This window comes from Clostridium drakei (assembly GCF_000633595.2).
GTDB classification, from domain to species: Bacteria; Bacillota; Clostridia; order Clostridiales; family Clostridiaceae; genus Clostridium_AM; species Clostridium_AM drakei.
Genome location: NZ_JIBU02000015.1, coordinates 19,703 through 37,241, shown reverse-complemented (window position 1 = coordinate 37,241; position 17,539 = coordinate 19,703). Strand labels below are relative to the sequence as shown.

At 29.8% G+C, this 17,539-nt stretch carries 17 protein-coding genes; 3 read left to right on the top strand and 14 right to left on the bottom strand.

Features of this window, described 5'->3' with window-relative positions; genetic code table 11:
* Window positions 1-25: 25 nt before the first annotated feature.
* The 4 genes from EG57_RS0209145 to EG57_RS0209130 form a co-directional block, all read right to left on the bottom strand.
* A complete protein-coding gene (locus EG57_RS0209145; protein WP_032076927.1) occupies window positions 26-889 on the bottom strand; it encodes an ABC transporter ATP-binding protein in 864 nt (287 codons plus the stop codon).
* Between the two features lie 88 nt (window positions 890-977).
* Window positions 978-2,468, bottom strand: coding sequence for an ABC transporter permease (locus tag EG57_RS0209140; protein ID WP_032076926.1), 1,491 nt, complete (start codon window positions 2,466-2,468; stop codon window positions 978-980).
* A gap of 4 nt (window positions 2,469-2,472) precedes the next feature.
* Window positions 2,473-3,210 carry a hypothetical protein gene (locus EG57_RS0209135; RefSeq protein WP_032076925.1) on the bottom strand — a complete coding sequence of 246 codons (738 nt, stop codon included), beginning with the start codon at window positions 3,208-3,210 and terminating at the stop codon, window positions 2,473-2,475.
* Complete coding sequence (locus EG57_RS0209130; protein WP_032076924.1) at window positions 3,203-4,105, bottom strand: ABC transporter ATP-binding protein; 903 nt, start codon at window positions 4,103-4,105, stop codon at window positions 3,203-3,205. Before EG57_RS0209130 ends, EG57_RS0209135 begins: the two co-directional genes overlap by 8 nt.
* Before the next feature lie 177 nt (window positions 4,106-4,282).
* Here EG57_RS0209130 and EG57_RS0209125 point away from each other — a divergent pair, with 177 nt between their 5' ends.
* Together EG57_RS0209125 and EG57_RS25795 are read left to right on the top strand one after the other, a co-directional pair.
* Window positions 4,283-4,816 (top strand): sigma-70 family RNA polymerase sigma factor, encoded by a 534-nt coding sequence (locus EG57_RS0209125; RefSeq protein WP_200880538.1) that lies wholly within the window; start codon window positions 4,283-4,285, stop codon window positions 4,814-4,816.
* A 13-nt stretch (window positions 4,817-4,829) separates the two neighbouring features.
* Entirely contained in the window at window positions 4,830-6,230 is a 1,401-nt protein-coding gene (locus tag EG57_RS25795; RefSeq protein ID WP_084572198.1) for a DUF4179 domain-containing protein, read from the top strand.
* A gap of 124 nt (window positions 6,231-6,354) precedes the next feature.
* Here EG57_RS25795 and EG57_RS0209115 read toward each other — a convergent pair whose 3' ends face one another.
* The 6 genes from EG57_RS0209115 to EG57_RS0209090 all read right to left on the bottom strand — a co-directional run bounded on the left by EG57_RS0209115 (window position 6,355) and on the right by EG57_RS0209090 (window position 12,246).
* Window positions 6,355-7,281, bottom strand: a complete 927-nt coding sequence (locus EG57_RS0209115) for a ketopantoate reductase family protein (RefSeq protein WP_032076923.1) — start codon at window positions 7,279-7,281, stop codon at window positions 6,355-6,357.
* A 2-nt stretch (window positions 7,282-7,283) separates the two neighbouring features.
* Complete coding sequence (locus tag EG57_RS0209110; protein ID WP_032076922.1) at window positions 7,284-7,916, bottom strand: TetR/AcrR family transcriptional regulator; 633 nt, start codon at window positions 7,914-7,916, stop codon at window positions 7,284-7,286.
* 680 nt (window positions 7,917-8,596) lie between these two features.
* Window positions 8,597-9,166, bottom strand: a complete 570-nt coding sequence (locus EG57_RS0209105) for an ANTAR domain-containing response regulator (protein ID WP_032076921.1) — start codon at window positions 9,164-9,166, stop codon at window positions 8,597-8,599.
* 41 nt (window positions 9,167-9,207) lie between these two features.
* Window positions 9,208-10,542, bottom strand: a complete 1,335-nt coding sequence (gene glnA / locus EG57_RS0209100) for a type I glutamate--ammonia ligase (RefSeq protein WP_032076920.1) — start codon at window positions 10,540-10,542, stop codon at window positions 9,208-9,210.
* A gap of 24 nt (window positions 10,543-10,566) precedes the next feature.
* A complete protein-coding gene (locus EG57_RS0209095; RefSeq protein ID WP_007062231.1) occupies window positions 10,567-10,932 on the bottom strand; it encodes a P-II family nitrogen regulator in 366 nt (121 codons plus the stop codon).
* 72 nt (window positions 10,933-11,004) lie between these two features.
* Window positions 11,005-12,246, bottom strand: coding sequence for an ammonium transporter (locus tag EG57_RS0209090; RefSeq protein WP_029162753.1), 1,242 nt, complete (start codon window positions 12,244-12,246; stop codon window positions 11,005-11,007).
* A 380-nt stretch (window positions 12,247-12,626) separates the two neighbouring features.
* Here EG57_RS0209090 and EG57_RS0209085 point away from each other — a divergent pair, with 380 nt between their 5' ends.
* A complete protein-coding gene (locus tag EG57_RS0209085; RefSeq protein ID WP_032076919.1) occupies window positions 12,627-12,902 on the top strand; it encodes a DUF5661 family protein in 276 nt (91 codons plus the stop codon).
* A 135-nt stretch (window positions 12,903-13,037) separates the two neighbouring features.
* On the opposite strand, the gene EG57_RS0209080 is transcribed toward EG57_RS0209085, so the two are convergent.
* From EG57_RS0209080 to EG57_RS0209065, 4 genes are read right to left on the bottom strand one after another with little or no spacing between them, the layout of a single operon-like run.
* Entirely contained in the window at window positions 13,038-14,372 is a 1,335-nt protein-coding gene (locus tag EG57_RS0209080) for a RuBisCO large subunit C-terminal-like domain-containing protein (protein ID WP_242859829.1), read from the bottom strand.
* A gap of 29 nt (window positions 14,373-14,401) precedes the next feature.
* Window positions 14,402-14,770 (bottom strand): DUF1667 domain-containing protein, encoded by a 369-nt coding sequence (locus tag EG57_RS0209075; protein ID WP_032076917.1) that lies wholly within the window; start codon window positions 14,768-14,770, stop codon window positions 14,402-14,404.
* Between the two features lie 13 nt (window positions 14,771-14,783).
* The gene (locus EG57_RS0209070; protein WP_032076916.1) at window positions 14,784-16,049 is read right to left on the bottom strand and encodes an NAD(P)/FAD-dependent oxidoreductase; all 1,266 of its coding nucleotides are present in this window, start codon (window positions 16,047-16,049) and stop codon (window positions 14,784-14,786) included.
* On the bottom strand, window positions 16,030-17,529 hold the full coding sequence (locus EG57_RS0209065) for an NAD(P)/FAD-dependent oxidoreductase (protein WP_032076915.1): 1,500 nt from the start codon (window positions 17,527-17,529) through the stop codon (window positions 16,030-16,032). Before EG57_RS0209065 ends, EG57_RS0209070 begins: the two co-directional genes overlap by 20 nt.
* Window positions 17,530-17,539: the final 10 nt, after the last annotated feature.

The following is a 17,539-nucleotide window of genomic DNA, read 5'->3' as shown; positions in this document are numbered from 1 at the left end:
TTTATTTATCATATAATTACCTTCTTCAAGACTTTATTTGATAATAATAAGTATAAACATCTTCTAAATTTGGCTCTACCATTGTTGACTTTTCTTCTGGCTTATCACCTAATATTCTAACTGCTATACCACTTTTTTTATTCATGCTGTGACTTACAATATATTTCTTTTTTAGCTTAGGTACCATTTCCAAACTTGTCAATACTTCATAAACTTTGCCTTCTAATTCTGATAAAGCTTCTTCAGGTGATATATGCGAAATAACCTGTCCTTCTCTCATAAATACTATATCTGTAGCTGCTGCTTCTAAATCTGATACAATATGAGTTGATAAAATAACCAACCTGCTTTTGCTTATTGTAATTAAAAAATCTCTAAATTTTATTCTCTCATCTGGATCTAGAGAAGCTGTAGGCTCATCCAAAATTAATATTTTAGGATCATTTAAAAGCGCTTGTGCAATTCCTATTCTCTTTTTCATACCTCCTGAAAATGTCTTTAATTTCTTTTTCTTTACATGCGAAAGAGATACAATGTCCAAAATTTCATCTATTTTATAATCTATTTTTTCTTTACTTATTCCCTTTAAAACAGAAAAATACCTTAGAAACTTCTCTGCAGTTTGATTAGGATATACCCCAAAATCCTGAGGTAAATATCCTATAATGTCTCTATAACCTTTTCCCATTTCAAATATATCTTTTCCATTAAAATATATATTTCCACTGTTTGGAGCACTTATAGTAGCTAAAATTCTAAGAAGTGTAGTTTTACCAGCTCCATTAGGTGCTAAAATTCCTATAATGCCATTTTTTAATGTTAAGGATATATTATTTAAAGCAACATTTTTACCATAATTCTTATTAAGATTTTTTGTTTCAAATTTCAACATATCACTTCCTATACCTTTGTACACTTATTTGATTTATTTTTTGTAAAAAAGTTGAGTTAACTAATTGTATTATTGACTTCCTATATTAATCCCCCTCTACTACTCCTCTGTTATTATAATACTTTTGATGATAAATTTTAACTTCATTATAAATTTTTAGAACTTCATCTACAGAATTACTCTTATAATACTTTTTTATAATATTTTCTATATCATCATAAGAAACACTTCTTTCACTGTGCTGTATATCTTTTAGAAGCTTTATCATGTTTTCGTGATTTTCTTTATCTAGTTTATACAATAAAACCTTGGATATAGTATCTAAACTATACAGCCCATGTTTTTCTTTTTCGCTTTCCTTAAAACTTTTCAAATCCTCTTCCAATTGTTTTTCATACTCTTCTTTAGTTAAATATATAGGTTGAACAATCATAGTATTTTCCTTCAATTTACCTTCTATATTAGGGCTTATATACAAACTATAAATGTAATTTTCCCATGCATCTTTTAATATTTCATTTTCCTTAGTGTTTTTAACATTTTTAAATATTGGTTCCATTAAAATTTTCCCTATACTTTCATACCAATACTCTCCTTCATAATCAACATTATTAAAGGATTTCAAAGATTTTATAGGCATTATATATGCATTATTCATATAACTTTTTTCCAATGAGTTTTTTTGTTTTAAATTAAATGTATAAAATTCACTTAAGCATATATTTTCATGAAACATATTTTCAAGACTTGCTGCTTCTGCATTACATGTTCTAAATAATTCTTCTCCACGCTTGTTATCCAAATTTTTATAGTGCAAATTGATATTTTCTCCCTGTAAAACCTTCCAATTGTTATCCTTCCAAAACTCCATTTTTGAAAAAAAGTAATTGTATGAAAATAAGCAAATTAAAGAGATTATAATTACAGCTGATGTACCTTTATATATAAGACTTTTTCTTAAATGCTCACCTTTACTTATAAGAAAAAGATTTAAAATCATAAATATAACTATTAATACAGTCATAAATAATATATTTGACCAAACTTGAACTGACTTTTCCAGTAAATTTATATTAAGTGCTAATAGTGGATGACTTTCATGCCAGTTAATATTTAACATCATCTCTAAAGACCATAAACTTAAAGCTGCACCATACCCAATTAAAGTTTTTCCTGTAATATTACTAAACAGAAGTGCTATTAAACTTAATATAGTTGAATATAACATTAATGCTATAAAACCAAAGAAAGATTTTTCAAAGCCCATAATCACAGCAGAGGTATATATACCAGCAAGTACAATTTCGGATACTACCCAAGTTGATATATATTTTTGTATCAATATCTTATATTTAGGAGTCCTTGATGTAAAAATGAGAAAATCCGTTCCATTTTCAATTTCACTAGAAAAAATATTTCCAGAAAAAAATACAGGTAAAAGAGCTATTATAGAATCCATCACATACCATTCTTTAACCATATTACACAGATTAAATACTAAAACTATTAGCATAAATGTTGCTGCAAGCCCAAACATAATCCTGGACTGCTGCTTTAAATGATATTTTAAAATCATGAGATCACCTTCTATTCATTAATTTTTCAGTAGAAAATTTTAATATGGAAATTATAATTAATACAAAAGCCAAAATTGTTATAAAAGTTCTGTTTATCATAATGATATTTATAGTTTCTGGTGAAAGAGCCTTTCCTATATACAAATTGTCCATATAAATTCCAGATATCATTAAACTAATTTTAGGAGTATTGTCACCGCTTAAACATAAAAATAAAATCATGGGAATAAATATGGTTAAAGGCTTAATATTAAACATAATGTCAATGAAATACGCAAAGGCTGCCATTGCCAAATACGAAGCTGCTGAATAAAGTATAAAATACTTAAAAAATGGAATTGGTGAATACGGTGTTTGCTTAAAATATAAAGGCATTAACATCCATATTGCATTTTCTAAAATACAGAAAAATAAGCAATAGCAGTAGGCACCTAAAAATTTACCTACAGCATATATTTTCCCTGTAATATGCTGAGAAAAAATTATTACTGGCATTTCTGTTATTTCATCCTTATAGTAAACTGACATAACTATAATAGGTATAACCATAACACCTAAAATAACTAATGCATGATTACACTGATATGCAGCATATAGAACATTCCATTGTTCATTCCTTTCAATAGGACTATATACAAAAATAGGTGCTATTAATAATGTAATAATGCAAATAATTGTAATCCAATTTTTCAAAAGACTTTTGAATTCCTGTTTTGCTATTACAAAAATCTGTTTAAACATAATTCTTTTCCCCTTTTCCATATTTCATAAAATACATATAAGCATCTTCTAAATTGGGCTCCATATCCATTCCATAACCTTCCTCTTGAAAATCCCCCCCCACAACCCTTAAAAACTTTCCAGAGGATGTCCTTTTTACAGAAATAACTTCATATTTATCCTTTAATTTTAGTATTTCTTCATCACTTAAAACTTTAAATTCGCTTACTTTTCCCTTAGCTTTTAGAATAAAATCTATTGGAGATCCTAAATATTCTATACTACCTTTATTAAGAAGTCCTATTCTTTCACAAGAACTTGATATATCCTCAACAATATGAGTTGATAAAATAACACATTTTTGTTTACTCAACTCCACAAGAAGCATTCTAAAACGAACTCTTTCCTCAGGATCAAGACCTGCAGTTGGTTCATCTACAATCAAAATTTTAGGATCTTTTAATATAGCATTGGCAATACCAAGTCTTCTCTTCATTCCACCTGAAAAACCTCCAACCTTTTTATTTCTTGCCTCCCAAAGATTTACCTTATTCAATACTTCTTCTATCTTTCTATTTCTAGTTTTCCTGCTGCCTATATTATTAATTTGACCCATATAATCTAAAAATTCCAATGCAGTTAAATTAGGATATATTGAAAAATCTTGCGGCAAGTATCCTACTATATCTCTAACCTCCAGCGAATGAGTCCTTGTGTCATAACCATCCACCATTACCCTGCCTTTATCTGGTATAATAAGTGTAATAAGACTTTTCATAAGGGTACTTTTTCCTGCACCATTAGGACCTAAAAGTCCAAACATTCCTTCTCCAATTTTTAAATTTACATTATTTAATGCATAAAACTTTTTGTTGTATATTTTACATACATTTTCAAAGGCAATTATATCTTTCATTTACTATATCCTCCTAAATCAAATAATTTTTTGTATCTCAATTATTTAATACGAAAAAAATAAGCTAAAAGTTTTTAAAAAAAATTTTTCTTTTTTTGCGAACATTTAGTATGTTTCATTCATCTAATAAGTGTAAAGTTCCTTAGCTAAGGGAAACAGACAAAAGGAGGTACAGGCGTGGAATTAGTTTCAAAAATGGATTCTAGTAAAAATATAAAAGCGTATATAAAGCTGGCTAAAAAAGGTGATAGGGATGCTTTTATACGAATAATAGAAAATAGTAAGGCATCTATGTATAGAATAGCTGTAGGTATTCTAAATAGCCCACAGGATGTAGAAGATGCTTTTCAAAATACTATAATAAAATCCTATGAAGGCATAATTCATTTAAAGAAAAATGAATATTTTAAAACGTGGCTTATAAGAATTTTAATAAATGAATGTAATGCCATATTAAGATCTAACCATAAGATCATTCCTATAGAAGAAGTTCAGGATAATGCTAAAGTTACAAATGAATTTTCTAAATTAGAACTTACTAGTGCTGTTAACTCCCTTTCTGAGGATTTAAGAATTGTAACAACCCTGTTTTATTTTGAAGATATTCCTCAAAAGGATATAGCAAAAATTTTAGATATTCCTGAAGGAACAGTTCGTTCCAGGCTTTCAAGAGCACGAAATAAACTTTATGAAATGTTGAAAGAATATTAGGAGGTATTTTGAAATGGACAAGAATTCAATTTTTGATGATATATTAAAAGAAAAAGCAAAAAATGAAGATTTTATATTACCAGAAAACTTAAATTTAAAAATAAAAAATACTTTAGATAATTTACCTAAAAGAAAGAATAAAACTTTAAAGAAAAGTGCAATTGCAGCAGCAATTATGCTGTTGTGCGGAATAGGTATTACTGCAGCAAATCCTGCTCTTGCACGAAATTTACCTGTAGTAAGTTCAGTTTTTCAATTTTTAAGTGACAATAATATTATTGATAAAGATTATGTAACATACAGTTCTGAACTAAATATGAGTAAAACCTCTAACGATACAACTGTGACAATAAACAGCATAGTTTATGATGGTATAGATTTAAACATTGGATATACCATTCAAAGTGAAAATGAAATTAAGGAAATCCCCGTCATAATGAGTGAAACAAGTATGAAAATTAATGGAAAAGACATAGGTTTTGGCGGAGGAGACACTGGTAAATTCAAAGATAAAAAAACTTATGTCGGAGTAGCCAGTGTTAATATGGTAAAGGATTATCTTCCAAAAGAACACCGTAATTTCATAGTAGGCGGAAATGTTACTATACCAGACAATTTCACTATGGATCTTAATATAAAAAGTATAAAGATGCTTTCTAAAGATATTGCAGGAAACTGGGATTTCAAATTTAAAGTATCCAATGAAAAAATTAAGACTAATGTAAAATCCATAAAACCTAATATAGATTTATCTTCTTTAAGACCAGGACTAAAAGTAAATGAAATTTTAATAACCCCAATAAATACGGCCTTAAGAACTTCAGAAACAAAAGATAATGATTTTAACGACTGCTATCTGGTTTTTGATGACAAAGGAAGATCTTTGACGGCTAAAGGCAGCAACACAAGTGGTTCAGCAAATACTCATACTTATTATTCACAAATTCTTTTTAGAAATGCATATGAAGACAGCAAAACTTTAACTTTTATTCCCTATGTTGTCAGTTCACAAGAATTTTTAAAATGGAAAAATAGTCATAGCAAGGCAATGTTTCATTTTACCACTAAAGAAACTCCATTAAATTTAAATGGCACTACTACTCTATCTGAAGGAAAAATAGGTGAATATAAAATAACTGGAATAGAATTTTTAAATGACAAAACATTACTTCACTATGAATGTACTAATCTTCTTTCTGCAATGTCCCCTTACGAAATGGACATAATAGATTCTAATAGTAAAGAGTATAATTTAACTAAGGATATTGTAAAAGAAACAGATCCTTTGAATCATAAATATACAGCACAATTGCCTGTTTTGAATAAAAATGACCAATTTAAATTAAAAGCTGTTGATCTTGAAAAGAAATATACAATTAAAGAAGATATGAAGTTTACTATTAAAATTAAATAGTATAAAAATTATGCAACACAATTTAAATTGCAGTAGAAGTTTGAATTTTAACTTTTATTCCATGATATATGGTAAGTGTTTAATCACTACATAAAAGTTAAAATTCAAACTAAAACTAAAAAAATTAAATCAATTTATTTAATTTTTCCATATTAGGCATATTCACTCCTAATTCTTTTCCTGTATTAAATATTTGTTTAAAATTGCTCTTCATTTCATCAATCGCCAGTACTGCATGAGCTGTATATCGCTGCATAATAGGGTTATTTTCAAAATTATGCTTAAACATTCTGTAAAGAATAAAAAATGGTATTTTAGTCATTTTAGTTTCTGAAAAATCTTTAAGATTAACCCCACGTTTTTCACATATTTTGTAACTTTCAGCCATTGCCTTAAAGCAAATGCTAACAAGTTTTTTATCCCTAATACATTCGTTAAGACTGTTATATTGTGAAAGTCCAACTCCTAAAGGAGCTGATCCAACATTGTGTATCCACAACCAGTGCAATACATTTTTCGGAATTTCAGGTATAATGCCACACTCTTTAAACATTATAGTGGTGCTGTTAAGAAGTTGTTTCTGATTTTCATATACAGAGCCTAGCATAACATCATTTCCTATATTTCCAAAGAGCAGTTCTCCTTTAAAAGTACCTCCACCCCCTGAATATCCCATAATATAATTCTCTTTGTTTAAAATATTATCAATTTTTCTAGTTCCTTCCCAGTTCAATGTAAAAATCAAATAGTTTTCATTAGGTGCTTCTTTTGTAAGGGCTTTAAGAGTTTCATACAATTGATAGGTATTTACTGGAACAATTATCAAATCGTAATGGCAATCTATTTTATCTACACATCTATAAGTGTATTCTCCTTTTGTGTACATATTTTTTTTATCTTCACGTTCGTCAATAATATCAAAAGGTATTGTTTTATTATTTATATCATTAAGCTTATTTTTACGTACAAAATGAATAACCTCATTTTTATTTGAAAGAGCTTGTGCATATAACGTTCCAATTACACCTGTTCCAATAATTAATATTTTCATTACTAATCCTCCATTTTAATTATTCTACTTATAAAATTAAAGGTATTTTTATCAGCACCTAAGATTTTTTCAAGAATATTTTCAAAAGCCATAACTTTTAAAACTGATGACTTTTCATCCCATTTAAACAAATCTTTATCTAAATAAAAATTTGAAAGAGTTAAAATCATTTCTGCTGTCTCAAGAGGATACTTTACATTAAAAACTCCTTCACTGATTCCCTGAATAATTATTTCTGCATAAAGAGGTGCAAATTTTTTAGTAATACTCACCATTAGCTTTTCATGAAATATTGTATTAGATGGAGAATTAATTTTTTTATATTGCTCATCATTACTACTACTTGTTTCAATTCCAATTAAGATTAACTGTTTCAGTTTATCCTTAGCTTTCAATCCTTCTGGAAGTTTTTCCTTTATCTCATTAAGCCAAAGATTAGTGTGCATTTCTATGGTTGCATCTGCACATTCTTCTTTCGAAGAAAAATAATGATAAAAAGAACCTTTAGATGTATTCAGTGTTTTAATAATAAATGAAAGAGTCGTATTTTCATAACCATTTATAATAAATATATTCCATAATTTTTCAAGCAGTTCGTTTCTTTTATTATTAAAATTTTTATTTGTCCTTGTCATATATACCTCCTATCATAATTAGACTGTCGGTCTAATTATAAATATAAATATAATTTTTGTCAATAAAGGTATCTTATTTCAGGAATACATATTGATTATAAATCAAATAAAATATTACAATTAATAAAAAAATTTAGTATCCCTTTTTCCTTAACTTGCTTAGAAATTGATTTAATTTGTTACATAAAAAAGGCTAACACATTAGCCTATTTTTTATGCTAATATGCCAGCCCTTTTAACTCTATAAATTATTTATTTTTTATATAATCCATTTATTATTACCCATATATATTTTTAAATTATACTAATTTGTTTAAAACTATCCCTCTTTTATGATTCCCCTGATTTTTTAAATTACTTTACTCAACTTTCGCAATTTTAAAATAACACAGTACAATTTAGTTGGCAGTTAACAAATTGACAGTTGATAGTTAAATTTGATTTTTCCCAGCTAAACTGTAAGAAATCTAAAATAATATAAAGATCTATAAACTTAAGTCAGTTTATCTTATATCCAAATTAAGATTCTTTTATGTCAGCACAAAATCTGCATTTACTATCAATTTTTCACTGCGAATTGTCAATTACTTTCATATTGTATTATTTTTATATAAACTTAAAATTTTGCATATGCGAAAGTTAAATTATTTTACTCTTTATGATTATCCCACTTTCATTATTTATCCATACTTTTTTATAACCTTCTCCGCCAGTACATCCATAGATATACAATAATCCATACTTTTTTTTCTTAAATATTTATAAGCTTCATTTTCTGAAATTTTCAATTTCTCCATGACTATTCCCTTAGCTCTATCTATCTTTTTTCTATTTACTAATTCAGTTTCTAAATGCTGAATTTTTTCTTGAAGACTATTAACCTTATCAATGTTATTTATACTAAATTCTACAGTTTGATATAATTGTTCTGAATTTATAGGTCTAACTATATATGCAAAAATATTCATTGTTTTCAATTTTTCATAAAATGCAGAATCAATATTACTTGTAGAAAATATAACACTGGATATTCTATCTTCTTCTATTATTTTAGCTGTTTTATATCCATTAATCCCTAGTAAGTTAATATCCATAATTACTAAATGCGGATATATTCTTCTACTAAGCCTTAAAGCTTCACCACCATCGCCTGCTTGATAAACATTGTATCCTCTCTTTTTTAGAAGTTCACTAATAAGCTTTCTACACGTACTATCACTATCAGCAACTACTATCTTATAATTATTCATAATATCACTCCGAAAAGAACTAATCTATTATGATAGCCAATTTAAAATTTTCTTAAATATCTATCAAGCTCCCATTGGGATACATATTTAGAATATTCATTCCATTCATATAATGCTGCTTCAGCAAATCTCTTATAAGCATACTGTCCAAGTGAGGATTTTATTACTTCATCTTGAGACAAAGCCTTTATAGCTTCATGTAAATTAGCAGGTAATAATTCTATGCCTCTTTCTTTAATTTCTTCATTTTCCATTTCATAAGCATTGCTAGTGACTTGCTCTGGTGGCTCTATTTTATTTTTTATTCCATCTAATCCTGATTTCAAAGTAGCAGCTAAAGCTAAATATGGATTAGCACAAGGATCAGGGCTTCTAAGTTCAATTCTTGTACCTTCTCCTCTTTCTGCTGGTATCCTAATTAGTGGACTTCTATTACTTGCAGACCAAGCAATTATTACTGGTGCTTCATACCCCGGAACTAATCTTTTATAGGAATTTACTGTAGGATTAGTTAAAGCCGTAAAAGCTTTAGCATGTTTCATTAATCCACCTAAAAAATAATAAGCACTATTTGAAAGTTCCAACTTATTCTTCTCATCGTAAAAAGCATTTTTAGAATCCAGTGTAGATAGAGACATATTAAGATGCATACCTGAACCACTAATACCATACTTAGGCTTTGGCATAAATGTAGCATGAAGTCCATGTCTTTGAGCTATAATTCTAACCACCATTTTAAAAGTCATTATATTATCTGCTGTTACTAGTGCATCATCATACTTAAAATCTATTTCATGCTGTCCTGGTGCCACCTCATGATGAGATGTTTCAATTTTAAAGCCCATTTCTTGAAGTGCCATAGTAATCTCATTTCTTGCATTTCCTCCTAAGTCTATAGGCGCAAGATCAAAATACCCTGCATCATCATGAGTTTCAAGTGATGGATTTCCTTTTTCATCCGTATGGAATAAGAAAAACTCACATTCCGGCCCAACCTGCATTTTATATCCCATATCTTTAGCTTCTCTTATCAATTTCTTTAATACATTTCTAGGACATCCTTCAAAAGGAGTACCATCAATATTGTATATATCACATATTAATCGCGCCTCCTTATGGATATTAGTCCATGGAAAAATAGTAAAAGTTGATAAATCAGGACTAAGATACATATCTGACTCTTCAATTCTTACAAAACCATCTATTGAAGATCCATCAAACATCACCTTATTATTTAATGCTTTTTCCAGTTGATCTGATGTAATAGATACATTTTTCATGGCGCCCATTATATCTGTAAACTGCAAATGTATAAATTTTACATCAAGTTCTTCAACTTTTCTTAAAAGTTCTTCTCTTTCAGATTGCTTATTCAAGGTTTTTCTCCTTCCTTCTCATTCCTAATCTTCATTATACTGTAGAGCATCTCTTCCTTCCGCTCCATTGCTTATACGTATAACATTTGCTACATCATAAATAAATATTTTTCCATCCCCAAAATTACCTGTATGAAGTACTTTTTTTGCAGTTTCAACTACAGTCTCCACTGGAACTTCACAAACTACAATTTCTATTTTTATTTTTTGTAGTAAATTAATATCTACAGTTCTTCCCCTATAAAATTCTTTATGACCCTTTTGCATTCCACAGCCTAATACATTAGAAACTGTCATACCTGCAATGCCTATTTTGCTTAATTCTTCTTTTAAATCTTCGAACTTGCTTGGAGAAGTAATAATATCAATTTTAGTTAACTTTTTATCCAATTCATATTCCTCCTCTTTTTTATTATTATATCATATACTTAAGCTAAAAATTAATGTATAAAAATTATAGGACTAAAATTGTGAACTTACAGAACCATAAGCTTCCTCTCCATGTATTGAAACATCCAAACCACTCTTTTCATCTTCTTCACTTACTCTTATATTTAAGAACTTATCTATTACCTTCAATATTACAAATGTCATAACTGCAGCATATGCAATAGTGGCTGCAATTGCTATTAACTGAATTAATAATAACTTTGGATTTCCATGCAACAATCCATTTGCTCCAGCTGGGTTTATTCCTGTTGTAGCAAATATTCCAGTAGCTATTCCACCCCAGATTCCTCCAACTCCATGGCAGCCAAAAGCATCTAATGAATCATCATATTTAAATTTCTGTTTAATAAATGTTACAGCACAGAAACATACACATCCTCCTACTGCTCCTATTAATATTGAAGCTAATGGAGTTACAAAGCCTGCTCCTGGAGTTATAGCTACAAGTCCTGCTACAGCTCCACTTACAAGTCCCAGTGATGTTATTTTCTTTCTGTACAAATATTCACAAAAACTCCAACATACAGCTGATGCTGCTGCAGAGGTATTAGTAGTTACAAAAGCATTTAATGCTATATCATTAACTGATAATGCACTACCTACATTAAATCCAAACCAACCAAACCAAAGAAGTGCAGCTCCTAAAATGGTCATCGGTATATGATGAGGTGTAATACTTTCTAACTTTCTTCTCCTTCCAAGCATTATAGCTGCAACTAATGCTGATACACCTGAACTAATATGAACAACATCTCCTCCTGCAAAATCTAAAGCACCTAAGTTTCTTATCCAGCCACCGACTCCCCATACCCAGTGTGCAAGTGGATCATAAACCAAGGTTGACCATGCTAAAAGGAATATTACAAATGCAGAAAATTTCATTCTTTCAGCAATTGCCCCTGATATTAAAGCAGGTGTTATTATTGCAAACATAAGCTGGAACATCATAAACAATTGATGTGGTATAGTAGCAGAATAATCTGCATTAGGACTAAATCCTACGCCCTTTAATCCTGCCCATTGGAAATTTCCTAAAAGTCCTCCAATGTCACCTCCAAAGCTCAAACTGTATCCAATTAGTATCCATTGTATCGATATTATTGCAATGGCTGCATAGCTTTGCATTGTTGTACTTAAAACATTTTTTCTTCTAACCATACCCCCATAAAATAAGGCCAGTCCTGGTGTCATTAACATAACTAACGTAGTTGCAAAAATCATAAAACCTGTATCTGCTGCGCTTATATTGTTCATTGCCAAGCCCCCTTTAAATTTTTTAGAATTAATTTAAGTTTTGTAAAAATTAAGCTAAATAGTAAGTAAAACTAAAAGGCGTCTACAAATAAGAGAACTTAAAATTCTCATTATTTAAGACGCCATTGCCTTTCAAACTATTAACTTTTATATTTGTATTTTATGATTATATTACCTTTATTGATAAATGTCAATATGTTTTTTTGATAATTTTAAAATTAAACCATTACAAAAATGATAAATTCGCAAAACGCTTTAAAAAGCTAATTGTTTTATTTTAGTCAAATTTCTGTAGCATTTTAATTAAGCTCGAATAAAATGTATTAACAGTATAAAAATCAAATATCAAAATATGAAGATAATAAAAGGAGAAGCATATTATGAGTGATGAATTACACTTTAGTAAAAAGCGTGCTAGAAAAGTAGGTAAAATATTAGGGATAGATTGGAAAAAAATAGATTTTACACAGTTTTATATGGGAATAAATGTTGAATTAGAGCATGGCTCAAGATTTGGATGTGCAACTAATGTATCCAGCGATAGCCCTGTAATATCAGGAAGAATTGCTCTTGCTCATTTACTTGAAATACCAGATTATTATACCAGATTGGATGCTATGGAAGAAGAAGCAATGAAAGAAATGAATAAAATTTAAAAAAGACACAAATAGCAAGCTGCCTTCAACAGGCTGTGAAAAATATAACCACTTGTAAATAACCATTCAAAGTATTTGCAAGTGGTTTATTATATATATATTAGTAAAATCTTAAAACATGATAATTTGTCCTATCTATATTGCATAATTGTCCTTGAGGTTTTCTTTGCCATACATACCCCATGTTTCAAGTGAAACACGTAATTCTTCATGATCTTTAGCTGCTTCTTTTAAAGGAATATTATTCATACATGCATCAATTATATACCTGAATGCCTTTGCTCCTGCTTGAGGTCCCATTTTATGACCATGTATGCCAGCTCCTACTCCAAGCAAAATATCATAACCTGCATCATCTAAAATTTTTGGTATTATTCCTGGTATAACTCCACCTCCCACAAATGGAAGAGTTGGTTTTATATCATACAGCTTACCAGTACAAGTAGTAATACTCTTTCTATATTTAAATGGAACTATATCAAATTTTCCATAAGGCAACTCTATAAGCAATGTATCCGCTCCACACATTCTCGTTAATTTAGTAAGTACTGTAGAACTTACTCCTTGATATGGTGAAACAGTCCAAGAAGCACCAAAACAACAATGGGATAATATAGGTACATTTATCTTAGGATCTTCTGCTAAGTATCTAAGAGCAGATAATCCAATTCCAAAAGTATCAACCATTAAACAATTAGCTCCTGCATTTATTGCTTTCATGGCATTATCTTTAAGCCTGGATATTTCATCAGTTATATTTACAGCATAAAGAGTTTTTTCACCTTTTATCTTATCAGCTTTTGCTGCTGCAGCCATGTTCTTTTCTACACGTTCTTCAAGATTATTAAATACTCTACTTCCTCCTATCAATTCGTCATCTTTTATAATATCCACTCCACCAACTGCTGCTTCATAAAATAATTTAGCTCCAACATCAGGTGTATAACCTGTACAAGGTTTAATCATATTATTAAGAAGAGGTCTTTCCTTAACTCCTAAAATATCTCTTATTCCTTGAATACCAAACTTTGGCCCCTGGAACTTACATGCAAAGCTTTTAGGGAAATCAATATCCAGTATTCTTAAATTTGGCATAGCAGTTACATTGCCAAGAATTGTTGCAAAGAGTAATGGAATGTTATCATCAATGTTTGCAACTGGAAAACCTATTCTTACGACATAAAATCTAGTTCCATCATCAGGTACATTTTGATTTACATTAAACTGATTTTCATAATCAGGAACCTCATATATGCCAATTATTTTTGAAGCATATTTAGCTCTAACTTCATCTGTTTCTGCAGGAACATCTATCCATGAACCCGTTGTCTGTTCAATACCTATACTTGATGCTTTAATAATAGGATCCTCATCTTTAGAAGTACCAATCAAATAAGTTGCTACAACTAGATCATCAATATTTACGCCTTCATAATTTGGATTTAACATAGGACTATAAAATCTGTTCATAAATATTACCTCCATTTTGTACTTAATTTTTATATTCTACTTATTGGTTCTGTAGTAATAAGAGCTACCCCTGTTTGCGCTATATTATCTTTTATAATAGTTCCTATCTTTAGAGGAGCTTCTACTTCCAGTTCATTTATTTCATGCATACATTCAAATATTTTATTTTTAGGAATAGGATCTTTTGTTTTAACAGAAACAACAAGTAATTCACCAAACTTAACTTTAACAGTACTAGTCAGTATCCTTTTAGGTGCTGTAAATTCATTTTTTGCATATTCAAGACCATTTTTGCAGCTATATCCCTCAATAGCTTTAATGCTACTTTTATCATGACTTATACTTATGCTGCATCCTTTTGGACAACCAATGCAAACTATTTTTGTCTCTTTACTCACTTTTCTCACCCCCCTATTTGGAAATAGAAACTTCAATTATATCTAAATCATCTGAGAAAAGCTTTACAGGTACAGAAAGTGTTATCATTGAACCAGGAGTTACTATTTCTTTCTTGAAGTTTGCAATTATACTATGATTATTGTCTTTTAACACCACACCTATATTGTCATCAGGTTGTCTTACACGCATATATAGCTTAATATTTTTCTGCTTTAAATCATCAAATTCTATAAATTGTGGAACGACATAAGCAATATTATTACCATGCTTAACTTCTATCTTTTTTTGTCTAACTTTTAGCTGACTATTTATATATTCTGCAGCTGCTCTACCTGCAATTTCACCTTCAGCAGTGACATTATCAACTAAATCATGAACATGGAGTACATTTCCACAGGCAAACACCCAAGAGACATTGGTTCTGCGTTTTTCATTTACCATTGCTCCCTTTGTTACAGGGTCAAAGTTAATATCTATTTTCTTAGACAATTCATTTTCAGGTACTAAGCCAACTGAAAGTAACAAGGTGTCACAATTTATATATTTTTCTGTTTCTCTAATTGGTTTTAAATGATTGTCAACTTTAGCAATTGTTACTCCTTCTAATCTTTCCTTGCCATGAATTTCAGTAACAGTATGATTTAAGAGTAATGGTATATTAAAATCATCTAAACACTGTACTTTGTTACGAACTAATCCAGTTGAATAAGGCATTATTTCAAGAACGCCTTTAACATTAGCACCTTCTAAAGTTAGTCTTCTGGCCATTATAAGTCCGATATCACCAGAACCTAATATAACAACTTCCCTACCAGGCATAAAGCCTTCCACATTTACATATCTTTGAGCTGTTCCAGCAGCCATAATCCCTGATGGTCGTTCTCCAGGTATAGTTAAAGCTTCACGAGTCCTTTCCCTACATCCCATAGCTAAGATAAGAGCTTTAGTCTCAACCTCAAATAATCCATCAATGCTGTTTACTGCAGCTATTTTTTTATCTTCAAATATGTCAATAACCATTGTATTAAGTTTTATATCAATATCTGTTTTCTGTATATTATCTATAAACCGCTGAGCATATTCAGGACCAGTGAGCTCTTCTTTAAAGTATTGGAGTCCAAAACCATTATGAATACATTGTTTCAAAATGCCACCTAAATGAGAACCTCTCTCACAAATTAATATTTTTTCTACTCCATTTTTTTTGGACTCTAATGCTGCCGATAGACCAGCTGGACCTCCTCCAATTATTACAAGATCATAATCTAATCTTTTCATAACTTTTTTCCCCCTTAGGCAAGGATAATTCTTTACTCTTTGAAATTAACACATAGGATCCTTTTCCCTTTTTTGTTACCTCAAGAGGTGATATATCTAATTCTTGGCTCAAAATATTTAATACTCTTGGACCACAAAACCCTCCTTGACAGCGTCCCATACCAGCCCTTGTTCTGCGTTTTATTGCATCTATGCTGGCAGCAGGAATTGGACGATGAATTGCATCTATTATTTCACCCTTACTAACTGTTTCACATCTACAAATAATTGTTCCATAATCAGGATTCTTTTTTATTAGCTCACTTCTTTCCTCATAAGGAAGATCTCTTAGTATAATTGGCTTATGACGATCTTTTCTATAATTCTTTTTTTCTGTGAAGTCCAAATCATAATCTAATCCTCTTACTAAATCCTCAACCATACTTGCTATAGCAGGTGAAGAGGATAATCCTGGTGATTGTATTCCAGCTACATTTATAAAGCCTTTTATCGTTTTAGCATATCCGATGATAAAATCTTCAGAGGTCGCTGCTGCCCTTAAACCTGAAAATGTGGTAATTACATCCCCCATTCGAGGCAAATTTGGAAAAATATGATGTATTGTATTATTATATATCTCTTCAAAACCCTCATATGTGGTAGCAAGATTTTCTTTATCATCAATTGTTTGAGCATTAGAACCTCCCAGAATATTCCCCTCTGTTGTAGGCAAGATTATCATTCCTTTGGAAATTTTGCTAGGTGCAGAGTATATGGCATGTTTAACAAGATAATTCCATTTCTTATCATATAAAAAATATTGACCTTTCCTAGGCTTAATTTCAAAATCAATGTCTTCAACCATGCTTGCAATTTTATCTGCATACAAACCAGCAGCATTTATTACCACCTTAGCTTCAATTACACCCTGACTTGTTTTAACTACCTCTACTTTTTTATCTTTAATAATAATATCCTGAACTTCAGTATTTAATAAAACTTTCACTCCATTTATTACAGCATTCTCAGCTAAAGCTATTGTCAATTCAAAAGGGTTAATTATTCCTGTATTGGGATTTAACAATCCAAATTTTACTTTTGGATTAATATATGGTTCTAATTCTAGAAGTTCATCTCTCCCAATAATCTTTAAACTCTTTATTCCATTTTTATTTCCATTTTCTAATTGTTCTTTCATTACCTTCATATCTTCATCTTCAAATCCAACAACAATTGAACCAAGCTTTTTTGTATATTGTACATACAAATCACTACATAATTTTTCAAAATAAGGATTAGCTTTTAAAACCAATTTTCCTTTTAACTTATTAACATCTACATTGTAACCATCATGTATCATTGATGAATTTGCCTTACTTGCCCCCATGCAAATATCACTTTCTTTTTCAACCAGTACTATATCTAAATTATACTTTGCCAATTGATGTGCAATTGCTGTCCCAATGACACCACCACCAATTATTAGTACATCAGTTTTCATTATTCACTCC

Bases quoted from the DNA above. Each gene is read 5' to 3' on its own strand.
- EG57_RS0209110 (WP_032076922.1), bottom strand. From the start codon at position 7,916: ATGACAAGGACAAATAAAAATTTTAATAATAAAAGAAACGAACTGCTT.
- EG57_RS0209085 (WP_032076919.1), top strand. From the start codon at position 12,627: ATGAGTGATGAATTACACTTTAGTAAAAAGCGTGCTAGAAAAGTAGGT.
- EG57_RS25795 (WP_084572198.1), top strand. From the start codon at position 4,830: ATGGACAAGAATTCAATTTTTGATGATATATTAAAAGAAAAAGCAAAA.
- EG57_RS0209090 (WP_029162753.1), bottom strand. From the start codon at position 12,246: ATGAACAATATAAGCGCAGCAGATACAGGTTTTATGATTTTTGCAACT.
- EG57_RS0209135 (WP_032076925.1), bottom strand. From the start codon at position 3,210: ATGTTTAAACAGATTTTTGTAATAGCAAAACAGGAATTCAAAAGTCTT.
- EG57_RS0209130 (WP_032076924.1), bottom strand. From the start codon at position 4,105: ATGAAAGATATAATTGCCTTTGAAAATGTATGTAAAATATACAACAAA.
- EG57_RS0209105 (WP_032076921.1), bottom strand. From the start codon at position 9,166: ATGAATAATTATAAGATAGTAGTTGCTGATAGTGATAGTACGTGTAGA.
- EG57_RS0209140 (WP_032076926.1), bottom strand. From the start codon at position 2,468: ATGATTTTAAAATATCATTTAAAGCAGCAGTCCAGGATTATGTTTGGG.
- EG57_RS0209080 (WP_242859829.1), bottom strand. From the start codon at position 14,372: ATGAACAGATTTTATAGTCCTATGTTAAATCCAAATTATGAAGGCGTA.
- EG57_RS0209070 (WP_032076916.1), bottom strand. From the start codon at position 16,049: ATGAAAAGATTAGATTATGATCTTGTAATAATTGGAGGAGGTCCAGCT.
- EG57_RS0209115 (WP_032076923.1), bottom strand. From the start codon at position 7,281: ATGAAAATATTAATTATTGGAACAGGTGTAATTGGAACGTTATATGCA.
- EG57_RS0209065 (WP_032076915.1), bottom strand. From the start codon at position 17,529: ATGAAAACTGATGTACTAATAATTGGTGGTGGTGTCATTGGGACAGCA.